The sequence below is a fragment of the Mesorhizobium sp. CNPSo 4684 genome, assembly GCF_057784315.1.
Map to the genome: position 1 here is coordinate 91,528 of NZ_JBWLUX010000004.1, position 25,893 is coordinate 117,420.

The 25,893-nt window shown below is 62.5% G+C and carries 28 protein-coding genes; 9 read left to right on the plus strand and 19 right to left on the minus strand.

What is annotated here, in order from left to right; all coding sequences use genetic code 11:
* Positions 1 to 28: 28 nt before the first annotated feature.
* From AC04SG_RS04765 to fabA, 4 genes are all read right to left on the minus strand, one after another.
* Positions 29 to 1,582: a putative bifunctional diguanylate cyclase/phosphodiesterase gene (locus AC04SG_RS04765; RefSeq protein WP_488550111.1), complete on the minus strand. Its 1,554-nt coding sequence runs from the start codon at positions 1,580 to 1,582 to the stop codon at positions 29 to 31.
* 286 nt (positions 1,583 to 1,868) lie between these two features.
* Entirely contained in the window at positions 1,869 to 2,681 is an 813-nt protein-coding gene (fabI, locus tag AC04SG_RS04770; RefSeq protein ID WP_488550112.1) for an enoyl-ACP reductase FabI, read from the minus strand.
* A 31-nt stretch (positions 2,682 to 2,712) separates the two neighbouring features.
* A complete protein-coding gene (gene fabB / locus AC04SG_RS04775) occupies positions 2,713 to 3,933 on the minus strand; it encodes a beta-ketoacyl-ACP synthase I (protein ID WP_112566376.1) in 1,221 nt (406 codons plus the stop codon).
* Between the two features lie 124 nt (positions 3,934 to 4,057).
* Entirely contained in the window at positions 4,058 to 4,573 is a 516-nt protein-coding gene (gene fabA / locus AC04SG_RS04780; RefSeq protein ID WP_023669566.1) for a 3-hydroxyacyl-[acyl-carrier-protein] dehydratase FabA, read from the minus strand.
* A gap of 346 nt (positions 4,574 to 4,919) precedes the next feature.
* On the opposite strand from fabA, the gene irrA reads away from it, so the two are divergent.
* Together irrA and AC04SG_RS04790 are read left to right on the plus strand one after the other, a co-directional pair.
* A complete protein-coding gene (gene irrA, locus AC04SG_RS04785) occupies positions 4,920 to 5,351 on the plus strand; it encodes an iron response transcriptional regulator IrrA (RefSeq protein WP_488550113.1) in 432 nt (143 codons plus the stop codon).
* A 68-nt stretch (positions 5,352 to 5,419) separates the two neighbouring features.
* Positions 5,420 to 5,779, plus strand: a complete 360-nt coding sequence (locus tag AC04SG_RS04790) for a DUF4260 domain-containing protein (RefSeq protein ID WP_488550114.1) — start codon at positions 5,420 to 5,422, stop codon at positions 5,777 to 5,779.
* A gap of 18 nt (positions 5,780 to 5,797) precedes the next feature.
* Here AC04SG_RS04790 and AC04SG_RS04795 read toward each other — a convergent pair whose 3' ends face one another.
* Positions 5,798 to 6,355 (minus strand): SH3 domain-containing protein, encoded by a 558-nt coding sequence (locus AC04SG_RS04795; RefSeq protein WP_112560553.1) that lies wholly within the window; start codon positions 6,353 to 6,355, stop codon positions 5,798 to 5,800.
* Between the two features lie 156 nt (positions 6,356 to 6,511).
* On the opposite strand from AC04SG_RS04795, the gene AC04SG_RS04800 reads away from it, so the two are divergent.
* Positions 6,512 to 7,513 (plus strand): 2-hydroxyacid dehydrogenase, encoded by a 1,002-nt coding sequence (locus AC04SG_RS04800; RefSeq protein WP_488550115.1) that lies wholly within the window; start codon positions 6,512 to 6,514, stop codon positions 7,511 to 7,513.
* A gap of 12 nt (positions 7,514 to 7,525) precedes the next feature.
* On the opposite strand, the gene AC04SG_RS04805 is transcribed toward AC04SG_RS04800, so the two are convergent.
* The 11 genes from AC04SG_RS04805 to AC04SG_RS04855 form a co-directional block, all read right to left on the minus strand.
* Complete coding sequence (locus AC04SG_RS04805) at positions 7,526 to 7,939, minus strand: aconitase X swivel domain-containing protein (RefSeq protein ID WP_488550116.1); 414 nt, start codon at positions 7,937 to 7,939, stop codon at positions 7,526 to 7,528.
* Entirely contained in the window at positions 7,936 to 9,189 is a 1,254-nt protein-coding gene (locus tag AC04SG_RS04810) for an aconitase X (RefSeq protein ID WP_488550117.1), read from the minus strand. The genes AC04SG_RS04805 and AC04SG_RS04810 overlap by 4 nt, the downstream gene beginning before the upstream one ends.
* On the minus strand, positions 9,186 to 9,674 hold the full coding sequence (locus AC04SG_RS04815) for a GNAT family N-acetyltransferase (RefSeq protein ID WP_488550118.1): 489 nt from the start codon (positions 9,672 to 9,674) through the stop codon (positions 9,186 to 9,188). The genes AC04SG_RS04810 and AC04SG_RS04815 overlap by 4 nt, the downstream gene beginning before the upstream one ends.
* 4 nt (positions 9,675 to 9,678) lie before the next feature.
* Entirely contained in the window at positions 9,679 to 10,434 is a 756-nt protein-coding gene (locus tag AC04SG_RS04820; protein ID WP_203277819.1) for a molybdopterin-synthase adenylyltransferase MoeB, read from the minus strand.
* 31 nt (positions 10,435 to 10,465) lie between these two features.
* Positions 10,466 to 11,611 (minus strand): DNA replication/repair protein RecF, encoded by a 1,146-nt coding sequence (recF, locus tag AC04SG_RS04825; RefSeq protein ID WP_488550119.1) that lies wholly within the window; start codon positions 11,609 to 11,611, stop codon positions 10,466 to 10,468.
* Between the two features lie 59 nt (positions 11,612 to 11,670).
* A complete protein-coding gene (gene dnaN / locus AC04SG_RS04830) occupies positions 11,671 to 12,789 on the minus strand; it encodes a DNA polymerase III subunit beta (protein ID WP_023669575.1) in 1,119 nt (372 codons plus the stop codon).
* A gap of 357 nt (positions 12,790 to 13,146) precedes the next feature.
* Positions 13,147 to 14,691: a chromosomal replication initiator protein DnaA gene (gene dnaA / locus AC04SG_RS04835; RefSeq protein WP_352555276.1), complete on the minus strand. Its 1,545-nt coding sequence runs from the start codon at positions 14,689 to 14,691 to the stop codon at positions 13,147 to 13,149.
* 849 nt (positions 14,692 to 15,540) lie between these two features.
* Positions 15,541 to 15,807: a 30S ribosomal protein S20 gene (gene rpsT, locus AC04SG_RS04840; RefSeq protein ID WP_023681995.1), complete on the minus strand. Its 267-nt coding sequence runs from the start codon at positions 15,805 to 15,807 to the stop codon at positions 15,541 to 15,543.
* A gap of 239 nt (positions 15,808 to 16,046) precedes the next feature.
* The gene (locus AC04SG_RS04845; RefSeq protein ID WP_192250016.1) at positions 16,047 to 16,820 is read right to left on the minus strand and encodes an enoyl-CoA hydratase; all 774 of its coding nucleotides are present in this window, start codon (positions 16,818 to 16,820) and stop codon (positions 16,047 to 16,049) included.
* Between the two features lie 148 nt (positions 16,821 to 16,968).
* Complete coding sequence (gene mutM / locus AC04SG_RS04850; RefSeq protein WP_488550120.1) at positions 16,969 to 17,859, minus strand: bifunctional DNA-formamidopyrimidine glycosylase/DNA-(apurinic or apyrimidinic site) lyase; 891 nt, start codon at positions 17,857 to 17,859, stop codon at positions 16,969 to 16,971.
* Complete coding sequence (locus AC04SG_RS04855; protein WP_488550121.1) at positions 17,852 to 19,093, minus strand: phosphopentomutase; 1,242 nt, start codon at positions 19,091 to 19,093, stop codon at positions 17,852 to 17,854. The genes mutM and AC04SG_RS04855 overlap by 8 nt, the downstream gene beginning before the upstream one ends.
* A gap of 177 nt (positions 19,094 to 19,270) precedes the next feature.
* Between AC04SG_RS04855 and AC04SG_RS04860 the strand changes: the two genes are divergently transcribed.
* Positions 19,271 to 20,227 (plus strand): phosphate/phosphite/phosphonate ABC transporter substrate-binding protein, encoded by a 957-nt coding sequence (locus AC04SG_RS04860; RefSeq protein ID WP_488550122.1) that lies wholly within the window; start codon positions 19,271 to 19,273, stop codon positions 20,225 to 20,227.
* Between the two features lie 9 nt (positions 20,228 to 20,236).
* On the opposite strand, the gene AC04SG_RS04865 is transcribed toward AC04SG_RS04860, so the two are convergent.
* The 3 genes from AC04SG_RS04865 to AC04SG_RS04875 form a co-directional block, all read right to left on the minus strand.
* Positions 20,237 to 20,860, minus strand: a complete 624-nt coding sequence (locus AC04SG_RS04865) for a TadE/TadG family type IV pilus assembly protein (RefSeq protein ID WP_488550123.1) — start codon at positions 20,858 to 20,860, stop codon at positions 20,237 to 20,239.
* Between the two features lie 36 nt (positions 20,861 to 20,896).
* Entirely contained in the window at positions 20,897 to 21,505 is a 609-nt protein-coding gene (locus AC04SG_RS04870; RefSeq protein ID WP_488550124.1) for a TadE/TadG family type IV pilus assembly protein, read from the minus strand.
* Between the two features lie 151 nt (positions 21,506 to 21,656).
* Positions 21,657 to 22,079 carry a pilus assembly protein N-terminal domain-containing protein gene (locus tag AC04SG_RS04875; RefSeq protein ID WP_488550125.1) on the minus strand — a complete coding sequence of 141 codons (423 nt, stop codon included), beginning with the start codon at positions 22,077 to 22,079 and terminating at the stop codon, positions 21,657 to 21,659.
* Between AC04SG_RS04875 and AC04SG_RS04880 the strand changes: the two genes are divergently transcribed.
* From AC04SG_RS04880 to AC04SG_RS04900, 5 genes are all read left to right on the plus strand, one after another.
* Positions 22,069 to 22,251, plus strand: coding sequence for a hypothetical protein (locus tag AC04SG_RS04880; protein ID WP_488550126.1), 183 nt, complete (start codon positions 22,069 to 22,071; stop codon positions 22,249 to 22,251). The genes AC04SG_RS04875 and AC04SG_RS04880 overlap by 11 nt on opposite strands.
* A 182-nt stretch (positions 22,252 to 22,433) precedes the next feature.
* The gene (locus AC04SG_RS04885) at positions 22,434 to 22,613 is read left to right on the plus strand and encodes a Flp family type IVb pilin (protein WP_488550127.1); all 180 of its coding nucleotides are present in this window, start codon (positions 22,434 to 22,436) and stop codon (positions 22,611 to 22,613) included.
* A 189-nt stretch (positions 22,614 to 22,802) separates the two neighbouring features.
* Complete coding sequence (locus tag AC04SG_RS04890) at positions 22,803 to 23,321, plus strand: A24 family peptidase (protein WP_112560528.1); 519 nt, start codon at positions 22,803 to 22,805, stop codon at positions 23,319 to 23,321.
* A 203-nt stretch (positions 23,322 to 23,524) separates the two neighbouring features.
* Positions 23,525 to 24,340, plus strand: a complete 816-nt coding sequence (gene cpaB, locus AC04SG_RS04895; protein WP_488550128.1) for a Flp pilus assembly protein CpaB — start codon at positions 23,525 to 23,527, stop codon at positions 24,338 to 24,340.
* On the plus strand, positions 24,337 to 25,881 hold the full coding sequence (locus AC04SG_RS04900) for a type II and III secretion system protein family protein (RefSeq protein ID WP_488550129.1): 1,545 nt from the start codon (positions 24,337 to 24,339) through the stop codon (positions 25,879 to 25,881). Before cpaB ends, AC04SG_RS04900 begins: the two co-directional genes overlap by 4 nt.
* The last annotated feature ends 12 nt before the right edge of the window (positions 25,882 to 25,893 follow it).

Consider the following 25,893-nt stretch of genomic DNA (forward strand, 5'->3'; position numbering starts at 1 on the left):
AACTTCCGGAAAAGCGCGTAGCGCCGCCTCAATGCATGCTGACGATGCGCGCCGGCTCGTGGACGGGAATGGTCGCTCTGATCTCGCCGGGCTTGATCTTGAGCGGCGCCGGCCTGCCGAACAGGTAGCCCTGCACCATCTCGCAGCCGGCCGCTCGCAAAAGCGTCGCCTGATTCTCGGTCTCGACGCCTTCGGCGATAATGCCGACGCCGAGCGCCCGTGACAGGCCGACGATGGTCGAGACCACGGCACCCGAATTGGAATCGGTGTCCATGCGGCTGATGAAGGAGCGGTCGATCTTCAGCTTGCCGAAGGCGAAGTCGATCAGATAGCTCAGATTGGAATAGCCGGTGCCGAAATCGTCGACGGCCACCGAAATGCCCATGTCGGCAAGCTGCTGCAGGATGATGGCGGCGCGGTCGCGGTCCTGCATCATCGCCGTCTCGGTCAGTTCGAGCTCCAGCCGTGACGGCTTGATGCCGGTGCTGGCCATCGTGTCGCGCACGATACCGACGAAATCCTTGGTCATGAACTGGACCGGCGAGATGTTGACGGCAACAAAGCAGTCCTCGGGCAAATGGCGGGCATCGCTGCAGGCCTTGTGCAGCACCCAATTGCCGATCGGGTGGATCATGCCGGTCTCCTCCGCGATCGGAATGAACTCCATCGGCGGGATCATGCCCCGTTCCGGATGTTTCCAGCGGATCAGCGCCTCGTAGCCGACGATGCGGCCGCTCGGAAGATCAAGCTGCGGCTGGTAATGGAGGTCGAAATCGCCGCGGTCGAAGGCGATGTGCAGCTCGGATTCGACCCAGTGGCGGTAATCGGCTACCTGGCCCATGTCGGAATGGAAGACCGCCCAGTTGCCCACCCCGCCGGCGCGCGCATTCTGCAGCGCCAGGTTGGAGCGGCGCAGGACGAGGACGGGATCGACGCCGTCCTTCGGCATCGCCACGATGCCCACCGACAGGCCGACCGATTGCAGGTGGGAATCAAGCTGGTAGGGCTTCAGCATCTCCTCGATCAGGGTTTCGACGGTTGCTTCCATCGATCCCTGCATCTCGCGTTCCGAGACGAGAATTGCGAACTCGCCGGCACCGATACGCCCCATCACCGTGCCCTCGGGCATGCAGGCCCTCAGCCGCTTGGTGAACGCGCGGATCAGTTCGTCGCCATGGCTGTAGCCGATCGCATCGTTGATCTGCTTGAAGCGGTCGATGTCGATGTCGATGAGGAACACCGGCTCGCCGGTCTTGATCGTCGCCGACGCCGCATCGGCAACCTTGCCGACCATGGCCGGCCGCGCCAAAAGCCCGGTCAGCTTGTCGAACTGGGTTTCGTTGAAGACGTAGTCCACCGATTCATCGACGCCGGCAAAGAACGAGAGTGCAGCACCAGCGGCTGCCAGCGCGCACAAAGCCGACGCGATGCCGACCATGGTTCCTGCCTGCATGCCGGCAAAGCCGTCACCGAAACCGAACTTGAGACCCCAGAGCCCGAGAACGAAACTGCAAAGGCCCGAGGCGGCGACGGTGAGCAGCCGGAACACAGGTGTTCGCTTCGGGTTGCTGACAGCAGGCATTGCTCAGTCCCTGTTGCACGATCCCAAAAATCAACTCGACTTTCCGGAAGATCACACGCGAATTCATAAATCCTAAAGCACGCGCAGTGCCCTAGCCATAGGACTTATAGCGGGTATCTCCTTAAAATGAGTTTCCGCCAATGCATCGAATTTTACTGGAAGAACTGGAGCATGATCGCGAAAAGTGATCTCAGCTTTTCTCGGATAAACGGGAACCGTTAGTCCAGAGATCATGCTTAACCAAAAGAGATATAGCCATCCTGATTTAATGGGGATGGAACAGGCTCTAATCGCGCCCGCTGTCGGTCTGCTTCAACTCATCCAGCGTTGGCATGGACACGATGTGATAGCCGGAATCGACATAATGGATCTCACCGGTGACGCCTGACGAGAGGTCGGACAAAAGATAGAGCGCCGAGCCGCCGACCTCGTCGATGGTCACCGTGCGGCGCAGCGGCGAGTTGCGCTGCTGGTAGGAATACATGTGCCGCGCGTCCGAAATACCTGCGCCGGCCAGCGTACGCACCGGCCCCGCCGATATGCCGTTCACCCTGATGCCGCGCGGGCCGTAATCATTGGCGAGATAACGCACACTGGCCTCGAGCCCGGCCTTGGCGACGCCCATGACGTTGTAGTTCGGCATCACGCGGACGGAGCCGGCATAGGTCAGCGTGATCATCGCGCCGCCATCGCTCATCAGCCGGGCGGCGTGCCTGGCGATCTCGGTGAACGAATAGCAGGAGATGACCATGGTGCGGACGAAATTGTCGCGGCTGGTGTCGGCGTATAGCCCCTTGAGTTCGTTCTTGTCGGAAAAGCCGATGGCGTGGACGACAAAGTCGAGCCCGCCCCATTCCTTGCCGAGCGTCTCGAAGGTGGCCGCGACTGATGCGCTATCCTCGACGTCGCAGGGCACGACCAGCGACGCCCCGAGCTTCTCGGCGAGCGGCTTGACGCGGCGTCCGAAGGCATCGCCCTGATACGTGAAGGCGAGCTCCGCCCCGTGTTCGGACAATTTCCTGGCGATGCCCCAGGCGATCGAATGATCGTTGGCGACGCCCATGACAAGCCCGCGCTTGCCCTTCATCAGTCCGTCCATGGCCGGCAATCCTTATATAAAAGCGCTGGCCTTATGCGGAATAGCGCTGGAAAACGAGCGTTGCGTTGGTGCCACCGAAACCGAACGAATTGGACAAAACCGTGTCGATCCTGGCGTCGTCGATACGCTTGCGCACAATCGGCATGCCCTCGAATTCCGGATCGAGGTTTTCGATATGGGCGCTTTCGCCGATGAAGCCGCCTTGCATCATCAGGATCGAGTAGATTGATTCCTGCACACCAGCGGCGCCCAGCGAATGGCCGGTCAGCGACTTGGTCGAGGTGATGAACGGCATCTTGTCGCCGAACACCTCGCGGATGGCGGCCATTTCCCGGGAATCGCCGACCGGCGTCGAGGTGCCGTGGGTGTTGATGTAGTCGACCGGCGTAGACACCGTCGCCAGCGCCTGGCGCATGCAGCGCACCGCGCCTTCGCCGGACGGCGCCACCATGTCATAGCCATCCGACGTCGCGCCGTAGCCGACGATCTCGGCATAGATCTTGGCGCCTCGCGCCTTGGCGTGTTCGAGTTCCTCCAGGATGAGGACGCCCGCGCCGCCGGCGATGACGAAACCGTCGCGATTGGCGTCGTACGCGCGGGACGCCGTTGGCGCCTTGTCGTTATACTTCGACGACATCGCGCCCATGGCGTCGAACAGGTCCGACATCGTCCAGTCGAGGTCTTCATGGCCGCCGGCAAACATCACATCCTGCTTGCCCCATTGGATCAGCTCGTAGGCATTGCCGATGCAATGCGCGGAGGTCGAGCACGCCGACGAGATCGAATAATTGACACCGTGGATCTTGAACCAGGTGGCGAGCGTCGCCGATGCGGTTGACGACATCGCCTTCGGCACCGCGAAAGGACCGATGCGCTTGGGGCTGTTGTTCTTGAGCGTGATCTCGGCCGCCTCAACGATGGTACGGGTGGACGGACCGCCCGATCCCATGACGATGCCGGTGCGCTCATTGGTGATGTCGCTTTCGCCAAGGCCGGCGTCGGCGATGGCCTGGTCCATGGCGACATGGTTCCAGGCTGCACCCTGGCTCAGGAAGCGCATGGCACGACGGTCGATCATGGCCGACGGGTCGAGCGTCGGCGCGCCCCAGACCTGGCAGCGGAAGCCGTGTTCGGCGAAGGAATCGGAGAAGCTGATGCCGGATTTGGCATCGTAGAGCGAGGATTGCACCTCGTTGGCATTGTTGCCGATCGACGATACGATGCCGAGGCCTGTGACGACGACCCTTCTCATTCGCAACTCCTTCCAGCGGATGATCCCGAAACCGTAGCCGGTTTTGGCCGGCGATCATACGCAAAATCAAAATGCTGCAGCGTCGTTGCGCGTTCCGGGAAACGCCCTGCTGCAGTGGCGCCGGTCAGGCGGCCGATTGCTTGGACAGCCCCACCTTGAGGTCTGTCGCCGCGTATATGGGTTCGCCGTCGGCCTTAAGCCAGCCATCGGCGATGCCGAGCACCAGGCGCCCGCGCATGACGCGCTTGAAATCAATGCCGTATTCGACCTTCTTGACCGATGGCGTCACCATGCCCTTGAATTTCACTTCGCCGGTCGACAGCGCCATGCCCTTGCCCGGTTCGCCGAGCCAGCCGAGGTAGAACCCTGTCAATTGCCACATGGCGTCGAGGCCGAGGCACCCCGGCATGATCGGATTGCCGATGAAATGGCAGGCGAAGAACCACAGGTCCGGCTTGATGTCGAATTCGGCGCGGATGAAGCCCTTGTCGTGGGCGCCACCGGTCTCGCTGATCTCGGTGATGCGGTCGAACATCAGCATCGGCGGGTAGGGCAACTGGGCGTTGCCGGGCCCGAACAGCTCGCCGCGGGCACAGGCCAGCAATTCCTCGTAACCGTAGCTGGATTTCGAACCCGCCATCAATCTCGTCCCCATAATAGTCCCGGGCGGTGGGCGCCCTTGTCGTTGGTTTCCTAACACAATCCATTTCGAGCCGGAAACCGGCGTTTGCGCTTAACCCGCCCGTCTGCCCGGGTCAATGCGCGCTCTCGCATCGGCCCGGAAATCGATTTCGATTTCCTGAAAGCACGATGCGACGCCAAAAAAGTGATAGAGCGCACTTAGTGCGTCCAACTGGACGCACGTCGCTCTATTGATCGCATTCGGCCAACAGAATATATGTCGAGAGGTGTCCAGTTTCGGCCGATGACGTTTTTTCGCCACTCTGGGGGTGTCTTGAGGCGGAACTGTGGGCTTGGACGAATAGATGGATCTGGGCTGCCGGAAGGAAAATGTCGCTGTGGACAAGCGGGTTCGCGAAGCCGGCCTAAGGCCGACGCGCCAGCGCATTGCGCTGGCCGATCTGCTTTTTGCCAAAGGCGACCGCCACCTTTCGGCCGAGGAACTGCATGAGGAGGCGGTCGCCGCCGGCGTGCCGGTCTCGCTTGCCACCGTCTACAACGCCCTTCACCAGTTCACCCAGGCCGGCCTGCTGCGCATCCTCGCGGTCGAGGGGTCGAAGACCTATTTCGACACCAACACCTCCGATCACCATCATTTCTACATCGAAGGCGAAAACAGGATCTTCGACATCGAAAGCGGTCCGGTGACCGTCTCCAACCTGCCGGAGCCACCCGCGGGCATGGAGATCGCCAATGTCGACATCGTGGTGCGGCTGCGCCCGAAGCGCGGCATCTGAGCAATTCCAGGAAAAGTGAAACGGTTTTCCGTCCGGAATTGCGTGGAACAGAATAGAATAGCACATCAATGAAACCGGTCGATCTGGTGATCCGGCTCGAATGGGCCGCCATCGCAGTGGTGGGCATCGTCCTTTACGCGCTGTCGGGTACTTCCTGGTGGCTGTTTGCCCTGCTCATCCTGGCGCCTGACCTGTCGATGCTGGGCTATCTCGCCGGGCCGCGCGTTGGCGCCGTCGCTTACAATGCTTTGCATATCCTGATTGTCCCGCTTTTCCTGGCGCTCGCCGGATACGTCCTGGCCAATTCGATGGCGACGGCAACCGGGCTGATCTGGATTATCCACATCGCGGTCGACCGTGCTCTCGGCTATGGCCTCAAGCTGTCGAGCGGCTTCCAGGACACCCATCTCGGCCGCATCGGCCGCTAGCCGGCATTTCCAGCAATCTCAGTTCTTGACGTGCTCGCCGGGATAGGCGCCCCAGACCTGCGACTGGGCGATCCAGCCGGTGTGGCCGTCGAAGGTCATTTCGCACCACTGGCCATCACAGGTTTTGATCGTGCCTGTCACGCCCGGCTCGATGATGGCGACGACGCTGGCGTCCTTGTCCGCATCGTCGAGCAGATTGATTCGGCCGCCCTTGCTGCGCTGCCAGGGGGCGACGATCGCCGTGCGGCGGCCCGACAGCAGCGACTGGTTGATCCAGCCCTCCGAACCGTCGGCATCGCGCACGCGTCGCCACGTATCGAATTCCTGGATGATTTCCATCGGCAGTCCGGCCTTTGTGTACATCCAGTCGACGGAATAGTTGGCGCCCGGGCCGACGCGCGAGTTGACGCGGGCTGATTTCAGGCTGACGAAGCGAGGCAGCGGCAGGCCGCTCGGCCCAAGCGTCACCGTCTGCGCAGGTGCGGCAGCACCTTGCGCCGCGGCTTGCGGGGAATGCAGGAGAGCGCCGAGAAGCGCTGCGCTGAGGACCAGGCGAAGCGACGCGAAACCAGACACTTTCGTTCCTTTCGGCGCCTGCCCTTTGGCCATGCGCCCCTTTTTCTTTGTCTTCGGCGGCACCGCTTGTTACAGGAGTGGCAGGCACCGCGACCGGTATTCAGTTTCGCCTGTCTTGGTTAAAGAGGTCTCAACGAGATCGGGTTCGAGGAAACAATGGCAGGCAAAAAACGGCCTCTCGTCGTCATCACGCGCAAGCTCCCTGATCCGGTCGAGACCCGCATGCGCGAACTCTTCGACGCCAGGCTGAATGTCGAGGACAGGCCGATGACGCAGCCGGAGCTGGTTGCGGCGGTCAAGGAAGCGGACGTGCTGGTGCCGACCATAACCGACCAGATCGACGCCGCGCTGATTGCCCAGGCCGGCGACAATCTCAAGCTGATCGCCAATTTCGGCAATGGTGTCGACAAGATCGACGTGGAGGCGGCAGCCAAGAAAGGCATCACCGTCACCAACACGCCGAACGTGCTGACCGAAGACACCGCCGATATGACCATGGCGCTGATGCTGGCGGTGCCGCGGCGGCTCGCGGAAGGCGCCAATGTCCTGACCAGCGACAAGAAATGGGCCGGCTGGTCGCCGACCTGGATGCTCGGCCGGCGCATCTGGGGCAAGCGCCTCGGCATTGTCGGCATGGGCCGCATCGGCACCGCGGTCGCCAGGCGCGCCAAGGCCTTCGGCCTGTCGATCCACTACCACAACCGCCACCGCGTGCTGCCGGCGGTCGAGGAAGGACTGGAGGCGACCTATTGGGAAAGCCTCGACCAGATGCTTGCCCGCATGGACATTATCTCGGTCAATTGCCCATCGACGCCAGCCACCTTTCATTTGCTGTCAGCGCGGCGGCTGGCGCTGCTGCAACCCACCGCTTACATCGTAAACACCGCGCGCGGCGACATCATCGACGAGGAGTTTCTGGTCAAGCTGATCCAGGACGGCAAGATCGCCGGCGCCGGCCTCGACGTCTACGAGCACGAGCCGGCACTGAACTCGAAGCTGCTGAGGCTCGCCGCCAAGAACAAGGTGGTGCTGTTGCCGCATATGGGCTCGGCGACGCTCGAAGGCCGCATCGACATGGGCGAGAGGGTGATCATCAACATACGCGCCTTCTTCGACGGCCACCGTCCGCCGGACCGCGTGCTGCCGCTCAGGACCTGAAGTTGACGGCGTTCAGATGGCGGTTGTAAGAGCGCCGTCGTCAGCGACGCTCACCCGCTTTCCACGGTAGGCCGCGAACGCACCGCGCTCCAGCCTGAGTGCCAGCGGCGTCCGCCAGCCCATTTCCCTGGCCACGATCAACCCGAGCAGCAGGATCGCGTCCGGCTCGTGCAGCACGAGTGCGGCCGGCGCGTGGCCGTTGTGGACGAGTTCCATCAGCACGGCGGAGGCGGAGGACGAACCGATCGTACCGGGCAGGAACAGCACGCGGCCGGCAATGGTCTCGCCATGCTGCGGGTGGCGGACATCGGCGATGCGGCCGCTCTGCGGATCGACGCCGCCCCAGAAGCTGATCGGCGCCGTCAGCACCAGTGCCTCGCCTTCGCCGGCTCGACCCGGCACCAGGATTTCGGCCAAGGCGCTCATGCGGCAATATCCGTAAAGTGCGGCTTACCGATGACGGCGCTTTCCACGCAGTCGGCCAGCGATCCGTAAAGCACGGCGTAGCCGGTATTGCCCGGCGCGTATTGCGCGAACTTTCCCGAATTGGTCATCAGCACGCCGCCGGCAAGCTCCGGCAGGATCGGCGTCACCACAACACAAGTGTCGGCGACGATGACCACGCCGCTCGCCTCGAGCGTCTTGCGCTGGCCGTTCCGTTCGAGCGTCGTGAGCACATGGCGGCCGGTGCAGGCATAAATCGGCACGCTAAGCCGCCGCCCACGGATCAACCGCTCCAGCGCATCGAATTCGGCCGAAGACAAATGCGGACTGCCGATCGCTACCGCATCGATGGCGGTTTGCGTGATTGCGGTGGACAGGCCGGCGCGGGCCTTCGTGGCCATGTCCGGCGTGACGCGGATCACCGTTTCTGGCTTGCCGCCGGCCAGGATGGTCTCGGCGTCGGGTGCCTCAGGCGTGACGCCGGCAATATGGAACAGGCCGACGGCGCCAGACGATGCCGCCGCCGCGCCAAAAGCTTTCAGCGCATCCTCGCCGGGATGGTGGGATACGCCGCTGACAACGCCGACCGCATTTCCGACCTCGCGGCCATAGAGGCTGCCCAGTACCGGCCAGGCGATCTCCGAACCGAGGAACGAGGCGGAGAGGCCTGAAACATCGAACACCAGCCGCGCCTGCCGGTTCTCGACGCGATGCAGGCCGTAATCCGGCGCCCGGCCCGATATGGCGCAAGCAATGTCCAAAAAGTCGCCATAACGGTTGGTGCGCGCGCCGAGCACCGAATTGCAGAATACCACGGCGTTGGATTCACCCCAGGCTACGTCAGTGCCCTGGGCTGGCCTGTGGCCGGCCTGATAGGGTGCGCAGGTCCAGCTCTGCTCGCAGCCCAGCTTGCGGTAGGCCTCCATCATCCGCCGCGCCATGCCTCGCGCCGGCTCTTCGAGGCGCACGCTCGAGCAGCCCATCAAATCGAGTGCGCCGACATTGAGCGTCGAGCGCACGGCAACGCGCGCGCCGCCCTCGACCAGCCTTTCGGCAAACAGCGTGCCGGAATCGCCGTGATAGAGCGCGCCGTCTATATGTGCCGAGGCGATCGGGATCAGTCGCGACGCGCCAAGTAACCGGGCGCTTTCGGCAACGATGCGCATGGCCATAGCCGCCCCGTCATGGCCGGAGGCGATTGCCTGCTCCTGCGCGCTGAGGGCGAGGCTCACTTGAGCTCCTTGCGCATGGTGATCGAAGTCGGCCGGTCATAGCCCTGATGCACGGTGCGCGCGGTTTCGCGAAAGCCGAGACGGGCAAAGGTGGCGTGATTTGCCGTGAGTTCGATCCGTGTCTGGAGTTCGATGGCTGGCTTGTTGCGGCCGCGGGCAAAATCCTCGACAGCCTGCATCAGCCGCCTGCCGATACCTTGCCCCTGAAGCTCAGGCTCGACGGCAAGCTTGCCGACATAGACATCAGTGGTCCTCTCCAGGGCGAAGATACAGCCGGCGATCAGGTCATCCTGCAACGCCAGGAACACCGTTTCCCGCTCGGCCTTGTCCTTAAGGCTTTCAGTGCTCAGCAGATGGGCCGAGGAAGGCGGGTCGATGACGCCATCCATCGGCGCAAACGCCCGCAAGATCAGGCTGAGCAGTTCGTCCCAGCGATCGAAGCCGGGGGCAAGCTGCGTGACCAAAACGCCGATGGACCGATCCATACGATCAGCTTCTCTTGTAGCGGATGGTATCGAAGCGCGCCGACAGCGCATCGTAAAGCAGCAGCCGGCCGACCAGCGGCTCGCCGATGCCCGTGATCAGCTTGATCGCTTCCATCGCCTGCAGCGTGCCGATGACGCCGGTCAGCGCGCCGACAACGCCAGCCACCGCGCAGGACGGCACCAGCCCTTCCGGCGGCGCTTCGGGAAAGAGGTCGCGATAACTAGGGTTAGGTCTGCCGTCGGCGCCGGTGTCGAACGGCATCAGCACCGTCACCGAGCCGTCGAAGCGGCCGACGGCGGCGTGCACCAGCGGCCGCTTTTCCGCCGCGCAGGCATCGGCCACGACATAGCGCGTCTCGAAATTGTCGGAGCCGTCGACGACGATGTCGTAGCGCGCAATGAGGGCCGCGGCGTTCTCGGCCGTCAGCCTGAATTCGTGCTGTTCGACAGCGACATGGGGATTGATACGGGCGATCGCCGCCTTGGCGCTCCCGGTCTTTGCGGTGCCGACCGTGTCGGTGGCATGGATCACCTGCCGCTGCAAATTGGACAGCGAGACGATGTCGTCGTCGACAATGCCGAGCGTGCCGACGCCGGCGGCAGCAAGATACTCCAGCACCGGCGCGCCGAGCCCGCCGGCGCCGATGACCAGCACCCGGGCGCGCTTCAGCCTCTGCTGGCCGGCGCCGCCGATCTCAGGCAGCACGATGTGGCGGGCGTAACGTTCAAGCTCTTCGTCGGTGAGGGCGGCAGGGGTCATTGCCGGACCATATAGTGGAAGGAAAATCTTGTCAGGGGGCTTCGGTTGGCCCAACCGTGCCGTGGTCGACCGTGAGGAATTGCGCGCGTCCTCTAAGGCTGGAAAACAGCGAGGCGTCGGTTCCGGTCATGAAGGCCTGGCAGTTCAATTCTTCCAGGATCGAGAACAGTGCGGCGCGCCGGCCGGCGTCGAGATGGGCGGCGATCTCGTCGAGCAGCAGGATCGGCGTCATCCCCGACATCTCGCCGGTCAGCCTCGCATGCGACAGCACGATGCCGACCAGCAGCGCCTTCTGCTCGCCGGTCGAGCAGAGTTCGGCCGGCATCGCCTTGGGGCGGTGGCGCACGAGAAGATCCGAACGGTGCGGACCGTCCAGCGTGCGTCCGGCAGCGCGGTCGCGCTCGCGGCCTTCGGCGAGGGCGGCGCGATAGCGTTCCTCGACGTCGACCGCTGGCGAAGTGGCCACATCGCTTTCCAGGTCGCCGAACAGGCTGATATCGGCTTGCGGAAACGGCCCGCTGGACGGCAGCCTGTCGATCATGGCGGCGAGCAGGCGCACCAGTTCGGCGCGCGCCGCTGCAATTGCCACGCCGGTCTCGGCCATCTGCATCTCGATGGCATCGAACCAGGCGCTGTCGCGCTCGCCTTCCGTAAGCAATCGATTACGCCCGCGCATCGCCTTCTCATAGTGGAGGGCACGCTGGCCGTGGCCGGGATCGATTGCCAGCACCAGCCGGTCGAGAAAGCGGCGGCGGTCGGCGGCAGGTCCCGGGAACAGGCCGTCCATGGCCGGCGTCAGCCAGACGACGCGCAGCCACTCGAGCATGGCATCGGCCGAACGCGCCGGCGCGCCATTGATGCGCACCTTGCGGCCGCCTTCGCCGGCGGCTTCACCACCGGTGATGCCGGTGCCGATCTCGACCTGCCCATCCGGCCCGTCGAGCCTCGCATGCAGCGCAAAACCGCCATCACCGCCTTCACGGGCCACGTCGGCATAGGGCGCCCGGCGCAGGCCGCGGCCGGGCGTCAACAGGGAGATGGCTTCCAGGAGATTGGTCTTGCCGGCGCCATTGTCACCGGAAAACACCACGGCGCCCGGAGAAAAGCCGATCGACAACGCCGCATAGTTGCGGAAGTTCGTAAGTGTAAGCTTACTTATATGGTTTTGCTGGGGCAACCGCTATCCGCCTGTAGAAGTCGCCGCAGCCGTCACACCGAAGGTTTGCCGCGGCGCGGCTACACCCGCATCGGCATCAGCACGTAGAGCGCGGTTTCGTCGGCCATGTCGTGGATCAGCGTCGGCGAACCGGCATCGGCCAGCATGAATTTCGCTTCCGTGCCGGTCAGCTGGGCGGCTACGTCGAGCAGATATTTGGCGTTGAAGCCGATCTCGATCGGGTCGGACGAATAGTCGGCGGCCAGTTCCTCGGTGGCGCTGCCAGAATCCGGATTGTTCACCGCAAGCGTCACCTGGCCCTCGGTGATCGAAAGCTTCACCGCGCGGCCGCGTTCGGAGGAAATGGTCGAGACGCGGTCGACGGCGGCGGCAAAACTCTGGCGATCAATGATCAGCTTCTTGTCGTTGCCGGTCGGAATGACCCGCTGATAGTCCGGGAAGGTGCCGTCGATCAGCTTCGAGGTCAAAACCACGCTGCCGATGGTGAAGCGGATCTTGGTGTCGGACAATTCGGTGGTGACAGCGACATCCGGATCATCGACCAGCTTCTGCAACTCACTGACCGTCTTTCGCGGAATGATGATGCCCGGCATGCCTTCGGAGCCCGCCGGGGCGTCGATCTCTGCGCGCGCCAGGCGGTGGCCGTCGGTTGCAACGGAGCGCAGCTTCAGCTTGCCGCCGGTCTCATGCGTGTGCAGGTAGATTCCGTTGAGATAATAGCGCGTCTCTTCAGTGGAAATGGCGAACTGCGTCTTCTCGATCAGGCCTCTCAAGGCGACGGAATCGAGCCGGAAGATGTGCGAGAACGACCCGGCCGAAAGCTCGGGGAAATCGGACTGCGGCAGGCATTGCAGGCGAAAGCTTGAGCGGCCCGACGTCACCGTCATGGCATTGCCGTCCTCGTCGGTCTTCAGCATCACCTCGGCGCCGTCGGCCAATTTGCGCACGATGTCGTAGAGCAGATGCGCCGGAACCGTCGTCGCCCCGCCGCGCTCGACCTTGGCGGGTGTCGCTTCGGTTACTTCGAGGTCGAGGTCGGTGGCTTTCATTTCAAGGCTGGCGCCCTCGGCGCTGAGCAGCACGTTCGACAGGATCGGTATGGTGTTGCGCCGTTCGACCACGCGGTGAACGTGGTTGAGCGACTTCAGGAGATTTGACCGTTCCAGGATAACACGCATGACGAAACAGGCTCGCTTGAATGAATGAACGGGTCACCAGTGGGCGGCGCCCCGCGAAAGGTCTGAACAGGCTCAGAATCTATGCAAACTGACAGGAAAAAGCCGTTAAACGCAAGCCCGCGCCACCGGTTCGCGCCGGTTACGCGGGCTTTCTGGGGATAAAGCGGGCAATGGCCGCCAACCTATGCATGTCGCCCAAAAGTGCGCAGCGGTTTTGGGACAACGACATGCATCAAAAAGGACTATGTCGCCCAAAAGTGCGCAGCGGTTTTGGGGACAACGACATGCATCAAAACAAGAAATCTAAAGCGCGCCGACCGGATACTCTAAACCCGGCGCGCTCTGTTTGCCTCGCCGTCAGGCCTGATCGTTGATCAGCCTGCGCAACAGTTCCAGCTCCTGCGCCAGCGTATTGTCGACGCCGGAAAGGTCCTCGATCTTTCGCACGGCATGCAGCACCGTGGTGTGATCGCGACCGCCGAAACGCCTGCCGATCTCCGGCAGCGAACGCGGCGTCATCACCTTCGACAGGTACATGGCGACCTGCCGCGGCTTGACGATGGTGCGCGTGCGCCGGTTCGACAGAAGCTCTGTCTTCGACACATTGTAGTGGCGCGCCACGATGCGCTGGATGTCCTCGATGCGCACCCGCTTCGGCTCGCCCGAGCGATAGATGTGGCCGAGGATTTCGTCGATGCGGTCGATGGTGATCGCCGGCTCGAATGACTGACGGAACAGCAGCTGGTTGAACGCGCCTTCCAGTTCACGGCCGCTGCCGGTCACGGTGCGGGCGACATGGTTGAGGATCTCCTCCGAAATATTGAGCGAGGCATCGTCGACCTTGGCCGTGGCAAGCCTTAGCTTGAGCATGCCGATGCGCATGGCGAAGTCCGGCGCCGACATTTCGAGCGCGACACCGCCATTGAGGCGCGAACGCACGCGCGGCTCCAGCGATTCCAGTTCCGACGGCGGCCTGTCGGCTGCAACCACCACCTGCTTGGCGCTGTCGAGCAGCATGTTGATGAGATGGCAGAATTCATGCTGGATCGACTTGCCCTGCAGGAACTGCATGTCGTCGATGATCAACAGGTCGATGTCGCGCAGCTGTTCCTTCAGCGTCAGCGCATTGTTGTCGCGGATCGCGGTGGCGAAGCGCCACATGAAATATTCGGCCGTGAGGTAGACCACGCGCGACTTCGGATTCTGCTTCAGCGACTCGGCCGCGATAGCCTGCAAAAGGTGGGTCTTGCCGAGGCCGACGGTGGCATGGAGGAACAGCGGATTGAAGCGAACCGCGCTCGACTGCGATTCCGCCACGGCTTTGGCGGCAGCGAAGGCCACCCGGTTCGACGGGCCTTCAATAAAGGAGCCAAACGTGTAGCGCGGGTCGAGCGGCGACCCCAGCACATTGTGCCGGAACTCGGCCTCGATCGGCGTGCCGGGGCGAGGGGCGGGCGCCCGCTCCACCCGGCCTGGACCCGCCGTACCGGCGGCCAGTGCGGTCTGCGTCTGCTTGGTCATCTTGCGCGCAGGTACGGCTTCGGGCTCGACGCCATTGCGGGCCGGACGGGTCGCGGTGCGCACGACGATCTCGATTTTCAGGACCTCGGGGTCTTCGTGCTTCCACAGATCGGCGATGAGATCGAGATAGTGACCATTGATCCACGAGCGCAGGAAGGCCGTGGGCACAGAGATGCGTACAATGCCCCGGGAAGCCTCCGCCACCTTCATCCGCCCGAACCAGCTCGAATAGACCTCGGTTCCCAGACGCGCCTTCAACTGGGCCTTGACCCGGTCGAACTTCTGTTCCGCGTCGCTGGAAGCCGCCATGTCGTGCGTTCCGACCAATGTTCCAGGAAATGGCAGGTCGCCCGTAAGCTCCCGCTCGATGCCGCTCTGCATGATTGTGCGTCCCTTGTTCTTCTGTACCTTTTTCCGCCGGGGATGCGCCTCCTGCACCCATGTTTCCGACGACCGTATCTTCGCTACAACACCACCACCGCCGCCGGCGAATGACGTTGCCTCGTCAGCAAGGGATCGGTCCCGGCTGCTTAAAGCCAGTCCGTCTGACATGTTCGGGCAAAGCGACACCACCCAGCGAAAACGCCGGTGCGCCATCGACCTGCCATGTACAAATTACGCCAGTCCCCTACCGCATCGAACAGACAAACCATACCCGTTCGCGGAATTGATCCGCGTCATGAATTCTGCCACTGTGAGCTGGCCGATTCAGGCTGGGTTATGGGCTAATGGCCCGTCCCTTTCGATAGATCGACATTACCGAAATCGCTGTGGATAGGGCAAGGCCACGTCTAACGGATTTTTAAGGAATCTGGTTACGGATGAAGGGTTCGGGTCCCGTCCTGGAACCGTAGATTTTGACAAAGCCATTGTGATTCAAACCCTTTTGCCGCGAATATGAAAATGGCTGTGCGGTTTGAAATTTTCTGAAATAATTCGCTTGACACCAACTTGCCGCCTGTCGCCCACAGGCGATGTGAACAAGCTGTGGATCACCGACTGCAAGCCATTGAAAAATATCAGTAATTTGTGACAGCCAAATTTATTGGCGTGGGCCGTTTCGGCGGATTGGAATATCAGTGGGAGTGTATATGCCGGCAAAGCATTCCGAACTCTGGAATGCGGGCCGGGCGCGTTTTGCGGGCGTTCTTTTTTAAGTACTTGCCGGCAAACGAAAAAACCCGGCGCGATCGGCCGGGTTTGAAAGAACGACAGTTCAGAAGCGGTCGATCAGGCCGACAGCACTTTGAGGCGGTGTGCCAGACGCGACACCTTGCGCGATGCCGTATTCTTGTGGATCACGCCCTTGGTCGCGGCGCGCATCAATTCCGGCTCTGCGGTCTTGAAGGCTTCCAGCGCAGCTGCCTTGTCGCCGGCAGCCAGTGCCTCTTCGACCTGGCGGACATAGGTACGCACGCGCGAGCGGCGGTTCTTGTTGATCGCTGCGCGGCGGGCGATCTTGCGCGTTGCCTTTTTGGCCGAGGAGGTATTGGCCATGGTGCCTCTCTTCTGATCTGGTGAGCGCATGCGGGATGCCGCAGGGCGCAAAAAACAAACGGGCAGCCAACGGCCGCCTCGGTTGGAGCGGCTTATAGTTCAGCTTTCCCGGCACGTCAACGCCGCTTTGGCTTCTTTTTGGCCTCCGCCGCCAGAGCCTGATGCCGAAAGGTGTGAAGCCGTTTTTCTCGGACGAACGGAAACCGTTTGTCGCGGCATCATGCTGTAACGCGTTGACGCTAGCGGTTGGTGAAATTCGGCTTGCGTTTCTCTGCAAAGGCCGCCATGCCTTCCTTCTGGTCGTCGAGCGCAAACAGCGAGTGAAACAGCCGGCGTTCGAAGCGTAACCCCTCGGCCAGCGTCGTCTCGTAGGCGCGGTTGACGGCCTCCTTGGCCATCATCACCGAGGGCAGCGAAAATTCAGCGATCCTGGCTGCGGCCTTCAGCGCTTCGTCGACCAGTTCCCCAGCCGGCACGACGCGCGACGCCAGGCCGCTCCGCTCGGCCTCCGCGGCATCCATCATCCGTCCGGTCAGGCACATGTCCATCGCCTTCGACTTGCCGACGAAGCGGGTCAGCCGTTGCGATCCGCCCATGCCGGGAATGACGCCGAGCGTTATTTCGGGCTGGCCGAATTTTGCGGTGTCGGCGGCAATGATGAAATCGCACATCATCGCCAGCTCACAGCCGCCGCCCAGCGCATAGCCGGCGACCGCCGCGATCATCGGCTTGCGCGTGCGTGTGAATTCCTCCCAGCCGACGAAAAGATCCCGGACATAGGCGTCGGCGTAGGCGATGGTCTGCATTTCCTTGATGTCGGCGCCCGCCGCAAAGGCTTTCTCGGAACCGGTGATGACCATGGCGCCGATGCCCGGATCGGCATCGAACCCCTTTGCTGCCACCAATATGTCCGCCAGCACCTGGGCGTTCAGCGCGTTGAGCGCCTTGGGCCGGTTCAGCGTGATCAGGCCGACCTTGCCGCGCGTCTCCACGATGATGGTTTCATAACTCATGGGCTGGCCTCCTCGTTCCGGCATTGAAGGGATCGGTCTAGAGCAATTCCAGGAAAAGTGTGAGCGGTTTTCCCGGGAAAAGCGCATAGCGCTTTCCCTTGGGAATTGCGTCAAAACAATAGCTGGAACGGGTCGCCGCCGCTCTAGCTCACCGCTGACAGGTCCGGCAATAGAAGGTCGAGCGGCCGCTTTGCACGACGCGCTCGATGTGGCCGCGGCAGCCGGGCGTCGGGCAGGGCTCGCCCTCGCGATCGTAGACCGCGAAGGAATGCTGGAAATAGCCCAGCGACCCGTCTGTGTGCACATAGTCGCGCAGCGACGACCCGCCGGCGGCGATCGCGTCGGCAATCACTGAACGGATCGCTTCCGCCAGTCGTTCGCTCTGTTCCTTGGCCTTCTTGCCGGCCCCGGCGATAGTGCCTGCCTCGCGCATTGGCGACAGGCCGGCGCGCCACAGCGCCTCCGACACATAAATGTTGCCGAGCCCTGCGATCAGCTTCTGGTCGAGCAGCGCCGCCTTCAACGGCGATCTGCGGCCCTTCAGCAGCGAGGCGAGCAGGGCGCCGTCCAGCGCGTTGCCGGTCGGCTCGATGCCCAGTCCCGCCAGCATCGGGTGCGCGTCGGCCAGTCCTTCCGCAAACAGCATGAAGCCGAAGCGGCGCGGGTCGTTGAAGACCACGCGAGATTGGACGGCGGCTGGCGACACGAGGTGGAACACGACATGGTCGTGCTTGGCATCCTTCGAGCGCTCGTGATGGAACTTGCCTGGCGTCTCGCTGTCATCAGCGGTTTCGATACGGAACGAGCCCGACATGCCGAGATGGCAGATCAGAACCGGGCCGCCGTCCAGATGCATGGTCAGATATTTGGCGCGGCGGCCAAGCGCGGTGATGGTCTTGCCGGTCAGCCGCTGCGCAAATTTCGCCGGAAACGGAAATCTGAGATCGGGCCGGCGTGCCTCGACGCGCACGATGCGCGCACCTTCCAGAACCGGCTGCAGGCCACGCCGGACCGTTTCGACTTCGGGCAGCTCAGGCATGGCCGCCTATCGTCGCATGGAAGGAGGTACCGTGTCGGCCTTGCCCCAGCGCGAGGTGTTCGGCCACGGTTTCACCGATATCGGCGAAGGTCGTCCTGAGCCCAATGTCGCCGCCCGTGAGACCCGGTGCGGTGCCGATGACCGGAATGCGTTCACGCGTGTGGTCGGTGCCGCGCCATGTCGGATCGTTGCCGTGGTCGGCGGTGAGGATCAGCAGATCGCCCGGCCTCAGTTTCACCAGCGCCTCGGGCAGCCGGCGATCGAAGGCTTCGAGCGCCGCCGCATAGCCGGCGACGTCGCGACGGTGGCCGAATTCGGTGTCGAAGTCGACGAAATTGGCGAACACCAGGTCGCCGTCGCCGGCATCGTCGATCGCGCCCAGCGCCTTGTCGAACATTGCCATGTTGCCGGGCGCCTTGCGCACTTCCGAGATGCCGCGGTGGGCGAAGATGTCGCCGATCTTGCCGACCGCGATCACCCGGCTGCCGCGCCCGGTCAAGCGGTCGAGCAGCGTCGGCTCGGGCGGCGGCACGGCGTAGTCATGGCGGTTGTAGGTGCGCTCGAAGGTGGCGGATGTATCGCCAAGGAAGGGCCGTGCGATCACCCGTCCGATTTTCAGCGGGTCGACCAGCCGGCGCACCGTCTTGCAGAACTCGTAGAGACGCTCCAGGCCGAAATGCACCTCGTGCGCTGCTATCTGCAGGACGGAATCGACCGAGGTGTAGCAGATCGGCTTGCCGGTGCGGATATGCTCCTCGCCGAAGCGTTCGATGATCTCCGTGCCCGGCGCATGGCAATTGCCGAGAATGCCCGGCACGTTGCCTTCGCGGATCATCGCTTCGGTCAGTTCGGCAGGGAAGGCGGGCACCGTATCGGGGAAATAGCCCCAGTCGAAGCGCACAGGCAGGCCGGCGATTTCCCAGTGGCCCGATGGCGTATCCTTGCCGCTCGAGATCTCCTGCGCGGCGCCGTGGAAGGCGGAGGCCGAAACAGCGTCGGCCGTGCTGTCGAACCGGAAGCCGGTCGCAGTGTGCGCGGCGCGGGCTAGACCGAGTGAAACCATGTTGGGCACCAAAAGCGGTCCCTTGCGCAGGCCTTCGCGATCGGCGCGGCCTTCCGCGCAGGCCTGGGCGATATGTCCGAATGTGTTCGACCCGGCGTCGCCATAGCGTTCGGCATCGGCCGCGCCGCCAATACCGAAAGAATCGAGAACGAAGAGGAAAGCGCGCGCCATCGGTGCCGTCATTGCCAGTCTGGGTGACCAGACATAAGGTCCCGTCGCGGCATTGGCAAATCGGAAACCAGACCGCAACGGCTTGGCGCAATAGTCGCAACGGCGGGCAGGCGCGGGTGTACGCATCCTTGCGACATGCGGCGCGCTTCGAGGAACGGCGGTACGAGGCATGAAACGATGACACGGGCGGATCTCGCCATAGGGCCGGGTTGGAGGGCATTGGCGACCAGCGTGGCGTTGCTGGCCTTGCCGCACGCCGCGCACGCCGACTGGCGCGACCAGATCGGGACGTTTCGGATCGGCATCGTTGCCGAGCCGGGCGCAGGCAACACGGTTCCGGGTCTGGCCCTGCTGACAGACGCCTACGGCAAGGCGCTCGGCATGAAGGTGGAATTTGTCGTCGCGCATGACTATGCGGCGCTGATCGAGGCACAGGCCACTGCCCGGATTCAGTACGCGGTCTATTCGGCGACCGCCTACGCCACCGCCTTGGAGCGCTGCGGCTGCGTCGAACCTCTGGTGGCGCCGGTCGATGCCGACGGCGCCACCGGCATCCGCTCCGTGCTTTTGACGCGCGACAGCAAGCTTCCCGATCTTGCAGCCATGCAAACGCACCGCATCGCCATGGCGCCTTCCGATAATGTCGGCGGTTCTCTTCTGCCGCTCGCCGGGCTGGCCGCCGATGGCATCAAGATCAGCCAAGATGGGCCATTCCTCACCCATGCCGGCTCGGCCGCCGCTGCCGAAGCGATGCTGGTCGATGGCCAGGCCGATGCCGTGTTCGGCTGGGAGCGGGCCACGGCGGAAAACCGGACGGCGATCACTGGCGATCAGCCGGCTGATCCGGACGGCACGGCGGCGCGGCTGGAGGCGGCGGGAGTTCCAAAAGCCGCGCTCCAGATCATCTGGACCTCCGATGTGCTGCGATACGGCCCCCACGCCGTCCGCAGCGATCTCGATCCCGAAGCCAAGCGCCGGCTGACCGTCTTCCTCACCAATCTCCGATCGCAGTCGCCGGAAGTCTACGATTTCGTGGAAGCGAAACATTCCGGCGGCTTCATATCAGCCGCCGCTGGCGACTATGCGATGGCAACAGCCATCGTGCGCCTGCTGTCGGACAGCAGCGGCCAATAGATCCGGGGCTCAGCAGTCGCTGCAGGGCAGCGTCAGAACCCGGCGCGGCCTGAGATAGTAGGTCTCGCCCATGTTGATGATGCTGAAGAAGGAGCTGGTCAAGCCAATCCGTTTCGCATTGTCGACGTCCCATGCGATGATGGGCTGGTAGCCGAGCTGGCTTTCGACACGGATAAGGAAAGTGTTCCTGATGTTAAGCGTAGTGGGCACGGTGGTTGGTTCGTCCTTCTTAGCGTCGGCGGAATAGGCGCCGTTCACCACCTTGCGCGACCACACTACTCTTGCCGTGGGCGAGGCCTCGTCCGTCATCTGTATCGCCGTGACGATGATGTTCGGCGTTGAGCGGTTGTAGGGCTGCAGGGTCGAGGTGCCGATCTTCATGATCGCATCGACGTCTGCTTGCGTGACCGACGTCTGCTGCGTCACGAGATCCGCAACCATGGAGCCGATACGGCTGACCTTCTTGCTGGTCTCTATGGCCTGCGAGGCCTCCATGGTCACGAAATACATGACCAGGAGCACAGGCACGATGAAGGCGAACTCGATGGCCGCGACGCCGCGGCGATCCGAGCAGAACCGCACCGCTCGAGCCCAGATACCCGAAAATCCCTGATGTGCCCCCCCACGATACATGCCTGTTTCCTTTTAAGCCAAAATAACGCTGAGTTCTCAGTCGTCGAACGGTTCGTTCTGCCAGGTCACCGATGCGAAATGCAGCGTGTTGCCGTCTTTCAGATTGGCCATCGATTTGGCCATGAAATCGGTCATGACCGGCCATTTGTAAAAGACCCGCAGCATATTCTTCGTTTCCGCCAGGCCCGGCGTCACGGCGAAGCTCATCGAGTTCGTGCCTTGCGTCAGCACGATCTCGCCATCGACGATCTTGAAGCCAGCCGTGGCGGCATCGGCAAAGGTCGGATATTCGCGCAGATCCACCAGTAGTCCCGGACAGGTCTTGGCGACCATGATCTCCAGTCTGGTGCAGATGAGGTCCCGGAGCTTGGTTCCGGTCAGGTCGGCCGGCTTCAATTGGCCGGTGCGGACCTGGCGGGCAACGTCGTCGGTGATGTTGGCCATCACCTCCTGTCCGGCAAATGAAATGCAGCTCTCGAGGATGGCGAAGACGAGAAGCGCAAACGGGATCGCCAGCATGGCGAATTCCATCGCCGTGCTGCCGCGACGATCGCCAAGGAAGCGGCGGGTAAACGTTACGCGTCCAGCCTTCGCGATCTTACGTCCTGAATCCTCGTTCAAACGCCCGTCCAAAACGTCGCCCATGTCACGTCCCTGCCGACCCTCATGCGGTGCCGTCAGCAACATTAGCGAGAACCCATTGAGGTCCGGTTTGGATGACCGTTAAATTCGACGGAAAGGCATTAACCGGCCGCTAACCGAAGTGACATTTCGGGGAACTGAGCAGCCCAGGCGCTTACTGGCCGGCGCTCATTTCGGCTTCGGATGCCTTCTCCGACTCGCTCTTGAACGAACTCTCGCAATAAGGCGTGCAGGACATGGTCTGTACCGAAGCGCGCCTGTAGATACGCACCGACGACGCGTCCTGGCGCACCACCGTCACCTGCTCGTCGATGATTGGGCTGCCCTCCTGGTCGAGGACAACCAGGTTGGTGACGCCGAACCCCTTGCCCGTCAGTACGATCGTCGATGCATCCTGGACGGAGGCGTCGGCAATCGCCGGATTGCCGACCACGATGGTGTCGGCTGGGCGTGTCAGTTTGACGATCTTGGCCTGGTTCATCGTCACTTCGATGCCGGCTCCGGCCTTGGCCGGCAGCACAAAGGCCGGAACGGCGAGAAGCGCGGCAAGCAGGAATGACGAATTCATGGCGGTCATCGAGGCGCTCCACGGCAAACTTGTTCAACGGAACATGAAGGAGATTGGTGAACCAACGGTTAAGCCGATGACCGGGCCTGGGATATCCGCACGCATTTTGCCACTGGCTAATATAAAGAGCGTCCTGCCGATAGCCCTGAAGTTCCAGCTTTCGCGGCCTTTTCACGGGTAGGCGAGCCGCTGTCCGACGTTTAGTTTACGGTTAACCACGCATGCTGCTCGAAGCGCGAAAGGAATCGGTAAGGCTGTTTATTAAGCCGATTGAAAGAGCTTCTCCCTAGATTGGCAGCATCCGATCAACCACCGCACAGAAGTTGACGGAAGTGCTGTAACACGTGGAGTAGGAGCTCTCGAATGTCTAATCTCATCGCACGTTTCGTGAAGGACGAGTCCGGCGCGACCGCTATCGAATACGGTCTGATCGCCGCTCTCATCGCGCTTGCCATCATGGTCGGTGCTGGTTCGCTCGGCAACGCCCTGGGCGTCAAGTTCAACGCCATCGCCACTGCCGTCTCGACCGGCAAGGCTCCGTAATACTTACGGATCAGCGATTGTTTGGGAACAAGGGCCGCTGTTTGCGGCCCTTGTTTCATTTGTGCGACGCGCGGGATCTGAATCCGCAATTCGCAGGCGACACCGTAAATTTGAGATCGCTGCCTCATCAATCGTTAATCGAACCTGTCTAGGCTCAAGTCCGATACATCTGACCAAGGCGCCGCGCCGATGCTTGAAGCCCTGATCTTCGTCGTCTTTCCCTTTTGCATGCTCTTTGCCGCGATCTCCGACATGCTGTCGATGACGATCGCCAACCGCGTACCGGTGTTGCTGCTGGCGGTGTTTGCCCTGGTTGCGCCGTTGACGGGCATGGACTGGGCAACCTATGGCTGGCATTTCGCTGCCGGCGCCCTGGTGCTGGCCGTGACGTTCGGTCTGTTTGCGCTTGGCGGCATGGGGGGCGGCGACGCCAAGCTGCTCGCCGGCACCGCCGTCTGGATGGGGTTCAACCCTCACCTTGTCGAGTATCTCGTGATCTCGACGTTCATTGGTGGCCTGCTGACGCTCGCCATCCTTCTCTATCGGAAATCGCCGCTGGCGACTTACACCAGCCACAATCCGTTCCTGCGCCATTTCGCCGACGACACGACTGGCGTTCCCTACGGCATTGCACTCGGCATTGGCGGGCTGCTGACCTATCCGGATTCACCTTTGATGGTATGGGCATTGGCAAGGCTGGCGACCTGATACAGCGAACTTCTTTGCCGCTCCGGCATCGATGAAAAGAGGCGGCTTGGCCGCCTTTTTGTTGTCGCAGCGTAGGATGCATCTAATTTATTTAAACCTTAAATTAATCACGATCGTAAGCATTATATTAACCTTGTTTTGACGATTGCCGCTGCAAAGTCCGGCCTGGCTAGGTGGTTACCTAAAGGCGAGGGTTCGGACAGATGCCAGCATCCCGACTGATCATTCTGGGCGTGGCGGTGGCTGCGGCGGGTGGTGCAGGTTACGTTGCCAAGAACATGGTGGCGGTCTCGCCGCCCCAGCAGGTCGTTGTCGACGCGCCTCAGGCGCCTGCAATCGCCTTGCAGGATGTGCTCGTGCTTTCCGGTGACGTCGCCATGGGCAGTCCGCTTGAGAACAACATCAGCTGGGAGTCCTGGCCGGCCGAAGGGATCAACGCGAATTTCATCACCCGTGCCGTCGAACCCGACGCGCTGGAGAAGCTGAAAGGCTCTGTTGCGCGCGTCGCCATGTACACCGGCGAGCCGTTGCGGCGCTCCAAACTGATCGGCGAGGGGCAGAGCTTCATGTCGTCGATCCTGCCCACCGGCATGCGGGCCGTCGCCACCGCGATCTCGGCCGATACGTCGGCAGGCGGCTTTATCCTGCCCAACGATTTTGTCGACGTCATCATGACCCGCAGATCCGACACCGGCAACGCCGGCAGCGGGTTCACCACAGAAACCATCCTCAAGAACATCCGGGTCCTGGCGATCGACCAGACCATCCAGGAGGACGAGGAAGGCAAGAAGACCAGGGTCGGACAGACGGCGACGCTGGAGCTGACGCCGCAGCAGGCCGAGATCATCACTGTCGCCCAGCAGATGGCCGATCGCCTGACGCTGGCATTGCGCTCGATCACCGACAACAAGGAAAAAGGTACGGATGAAGCCGACTACCTCGTTTCCGGCAATGGGCGGCGCGGAACTGTGCGGTTGATCAAATCGGGCGAAGTTTCCGAAGTAGGGGCAAGGAAATGAGGTTAATCGCTAAACTGCCGGCAACTATGGCTGCGGCAATCGGCCTGCTTATCCTCGGAGCCCATGCAAGCGGCCTCCTCGAGGCCAAGGCCGCCGGCCAGAGCGCCGGGGTCACGGCTTCGACGGCCACGCAACGCGTGAAGCTCGGCCTCAACAAATCGGTGGTCATCGACCTGCCGAGCGACGCCTACGACATCCTTGTCGCCAACCCCGCGGTCGCCGATGCGGTGACGCGCACGGCAAGGCGCATCTATCTGTTCGGCAAGGCAGTGGGCGAAACCAACATCTTCGTCTTCGGTCCCAATGGCGAGCAGATCGTCAGCCTCGATCTGGCCGTCGAACGCGACGTCGCCGGATTGGAGGACTACCTCAAGCGCTTCCTTCCGAACGCCGAGATCAAGGTCGAGTTGCTGAACGACAACGTCGTCCTGACAGGCACCGTCGACACGCCGCTCGATGCCAAACGCGCCGTCGATCTGGCAACCATCTTCGTGTCAGGCGGTGAAGCGACGACCGGCCAGTATTCGCAGACCGCAGCCGGTGGCAATGCCAATGGCGGCGTCGACATCAACAATCCCGATGCCGAGCGCCGGGTCTCGAAGATCGTCAACCTGCTGCAGATCATCGGCGACGACCAGGTGACGCTGAAGGTGACCGTGGCCGAAGTCAGCCGCTCGGTGATGAAACAGCTCGGCGTCAATATGGTCGGCAACGGCAGCATCGACGGCATTTCCTACGGTGCGCTGAGTTCGCCCAACTACGGGCTGGGCAAACCGATTTCGCAGAATTCGGCGCTGAATCTGCTGGGTGACGGGAAAGGCAATGGCCTTCAAGCCTACATCAACGCCATGGAGCAGAGCGGCGTCATGAAGACGCTTGCCGAACCGACCCTCACGGCGGTTTCGGGCGAGAAGGCAACGTTCAGGGCCGGCGGCGAATTCAATCTTATCACCGCACGTACGAACAACGTTTCGACCGACAACCAGACCGGCCAGGTAACCTACACCAACGAAAAGCTCGAATACGGCATAGGCCTCGAGTTCCAGCCCGTTGTGCTGTCGGCGGGCCGGATCAGCCTCAAGGTCAGGACCTCCGTGTCGGAGCCGACCATGGAAGGTGCGACCACCCTGGAAGGCGCCGCCAACTTGCCCGGCACGACGCTCCTGTCGATCCGCAAGAGACTTGCCGACACCACCGTCGAATTGCCGTCAGGCGGCTCGATGATGATCGCCGGCCTGGTTCGCGACGACGTCCGCCAGGCGGTCTCGGGTCTGCCCGGCCTTGCCAAGATCCCGGTGCTCGGCACGTTGTTCCGCAGCCGCGATTTCGTCCGCAACGAAAGCGAGCTGGTGATCATCATCACGCCCTATCTGGCGCGGCCGGTGGCGCGCAACGACCTGGCCAAGCCGGACGACAATTTCAATGCCGCCGGCGATGGCCCGGCCATGTTCCTTGGCCGCGTCAACCGCGTCTACGGCACCATGCAGACCGACAAGCCCAACGGCCGCTACCACGGCGTTGTCGGCTTCATCTACAAGTAAGCGGGGAGCGGA

Bases quoted from the DNA above. Each gene is read 5' to 3' on its own strand.
- AC04SG_RS04765 (WP_488550111.1), bottom strand. From the start codon at position 1,582: ATGCCTGCTGTCAGCAACCCGAAGCGAACACCTGTGTTCCGGCTGCTC.
- fabI (WP_488550112.1), bottom strand. From the start codon at position 2,681: ATGGACGGACTGATGAAGGGCAAGCGCGGGCTTGTCATGGGCGTCGCC.
- fabB (WP_112566376.1), bottom strand. From the start codon at position 3,933: ATGAGAAGGGTCGTCGTCACAGGCCTCGGCATCGTATCGTCGATCGGC.
- fabA (WP_023669566.1), bottom strand. From the start codon at position 4,573: ATGGCGGGTTCGAAATCCAGCTACGGTTACGAGGAATTGCTGGCCTGT.
- irrA (WP_488550113.1), top strand. From the start codon at position 4,920: ATGGATCTGGGCTGCCGGAAGGAAAATGTCGCTGTGGACAAGCGGGTT.
- AC04SG_RS04790 (WP_488550114.1), top strand. From the start codon at position 5,420: ATGAAACCGGTCGATCTGGTGATCCGGCTCGAATGGGCCGCCATCGCA.
- AC04SG_RS04800 (WP_488550115.1), top strand. From the start codon at position 6,512: ATGGCAGGCAAAAAACGGCCTCTCGTCGTCATCACGCGCAAGCTCCCT.
- AC04SG_RS04805 (WP_488550116.1), bottom strand. From the start codon at position 7,939: ATGAGCGCCTTGGCCGAAATCCTGGTGCCGGGTCGAGCCGGCGAAGGC.
- AC04SG_RS04815 (WP_488550118.1), bottom strand. From the start codon at position 9,674: ATGGATCGGTCCATCGGCGTTTTGGTCACGCAGCTTGCCCCCGGCTTC.
- AC04SG_RS04820 (WP_203277819.1), bottom strand. From the start codon at position 10,434: ATGACCCCTGCCGCCCTCACCGACGAAGAGCTTGAACGTTACGCCCGC.
- dnaN (WP_023669575.1), bottom strand. From the start codon at position 12,789: ATGCGTGTTATCCTGGAACGGTCAAATCTCCTGAAGTCGCTCAACCAC.
- dnaA (WP_352555276.1), bottom strand. From the start codon at position 14,691: ATGCAGAGCGGCATCGAGCGGGAGCTTACGGGCGACCTGCCATTTCCT.
- rpsT (WP_023681995.1), bottom strand. From the start codon at position 15,807: ATGGCCAATACCTCCTCGGCCAAAAAGGCAACGCGCAAGATCGCCCGC.
- AC04SG_RS04845 (WP_192250016.1), bottom strand. From the start codon at position 16,820: ATGAGTTATGAAACCATCATCGTGGAGACGCGCGGCAAGGTCGGCCTG.
- mutM (WP_488550120.1), bottom strand. From the start codon at position 17,859: ATGCCTGAGCTGCCCGAAGTCGAAACGGTCCGGCGTGGCCTGCAGCCG.
- AC04SG_RS04855 (WP_488550121.1), bottom strand. From the start codon at position 19,093: ATGGCGCGCGCTTTCCTCTTCGTTCTCGATTCTTTCGGTATTGGCGGC.
- AC04SG_RS04860 (WP_488550122.1), top strand. From the start codon at position 19,271: ATGACACGGGCGGATCTCGCCATAGGGCCGGGTTGGAGGGCATTGGCG.
- AC04SG_RS04865 (WP_488550123.1), bottom strand. From the start codon at position 20,860: ATGTATCGTGGGGGGGCACATCAGGGATTTTCGGGTATCTGGGCTCGA.
- AC04SG_RS04870 (WP_488550124.1), bottom strand. From the start codon at position 21,505: ATGGGCGACGTTTTGGACGGGCGTTTGAACGAGGATTCAGGACGTAAG.
- AC04SG_RS04880 (WP_488550126.1), top strand. From the start codon at position 22,069: ATGGCGGTCATCGAGGCGCTCCACGGCAAACTTGTTCAACGGAACATG.
- AC04SG_RS04875 (WP_488550125.1), bottom strand. From the start codon at position 22,079: ATGACCGCCATGAATTCGTCATTCCTGCTTGCCGCGCTTCTCGCCGTT.
- AC04SG_RS04885 (WP_488550127.1), top strand. From the start codon at position 22,434: ATGTCTAATCTCATCGCACGTTTCGTGAAGGACGAGTCCGGCGCGACC.
- AC04SG_RS04890 (WP_112560528.1), top strand. From the start codon at position 22,803: ATGCTTGAAGCCCTGATCTTCGTCGTCTTTCCCTTTTGCATGCTCTTT.
- cpaB (WP_488550128.1), top strand. From the start codon at position 23,525: ATGCCAGCATCCCGACTGATCATTCTGGGCGTGGCGGTGGCTGCGGCG.
- AC04SG_RS04900 (WP_488550129.1), top strand. From the start codon at position 24,337: ATGAGGTTAATCGCTAAACTGCCGGCAACTATGGCTGCGGCAATCGGC.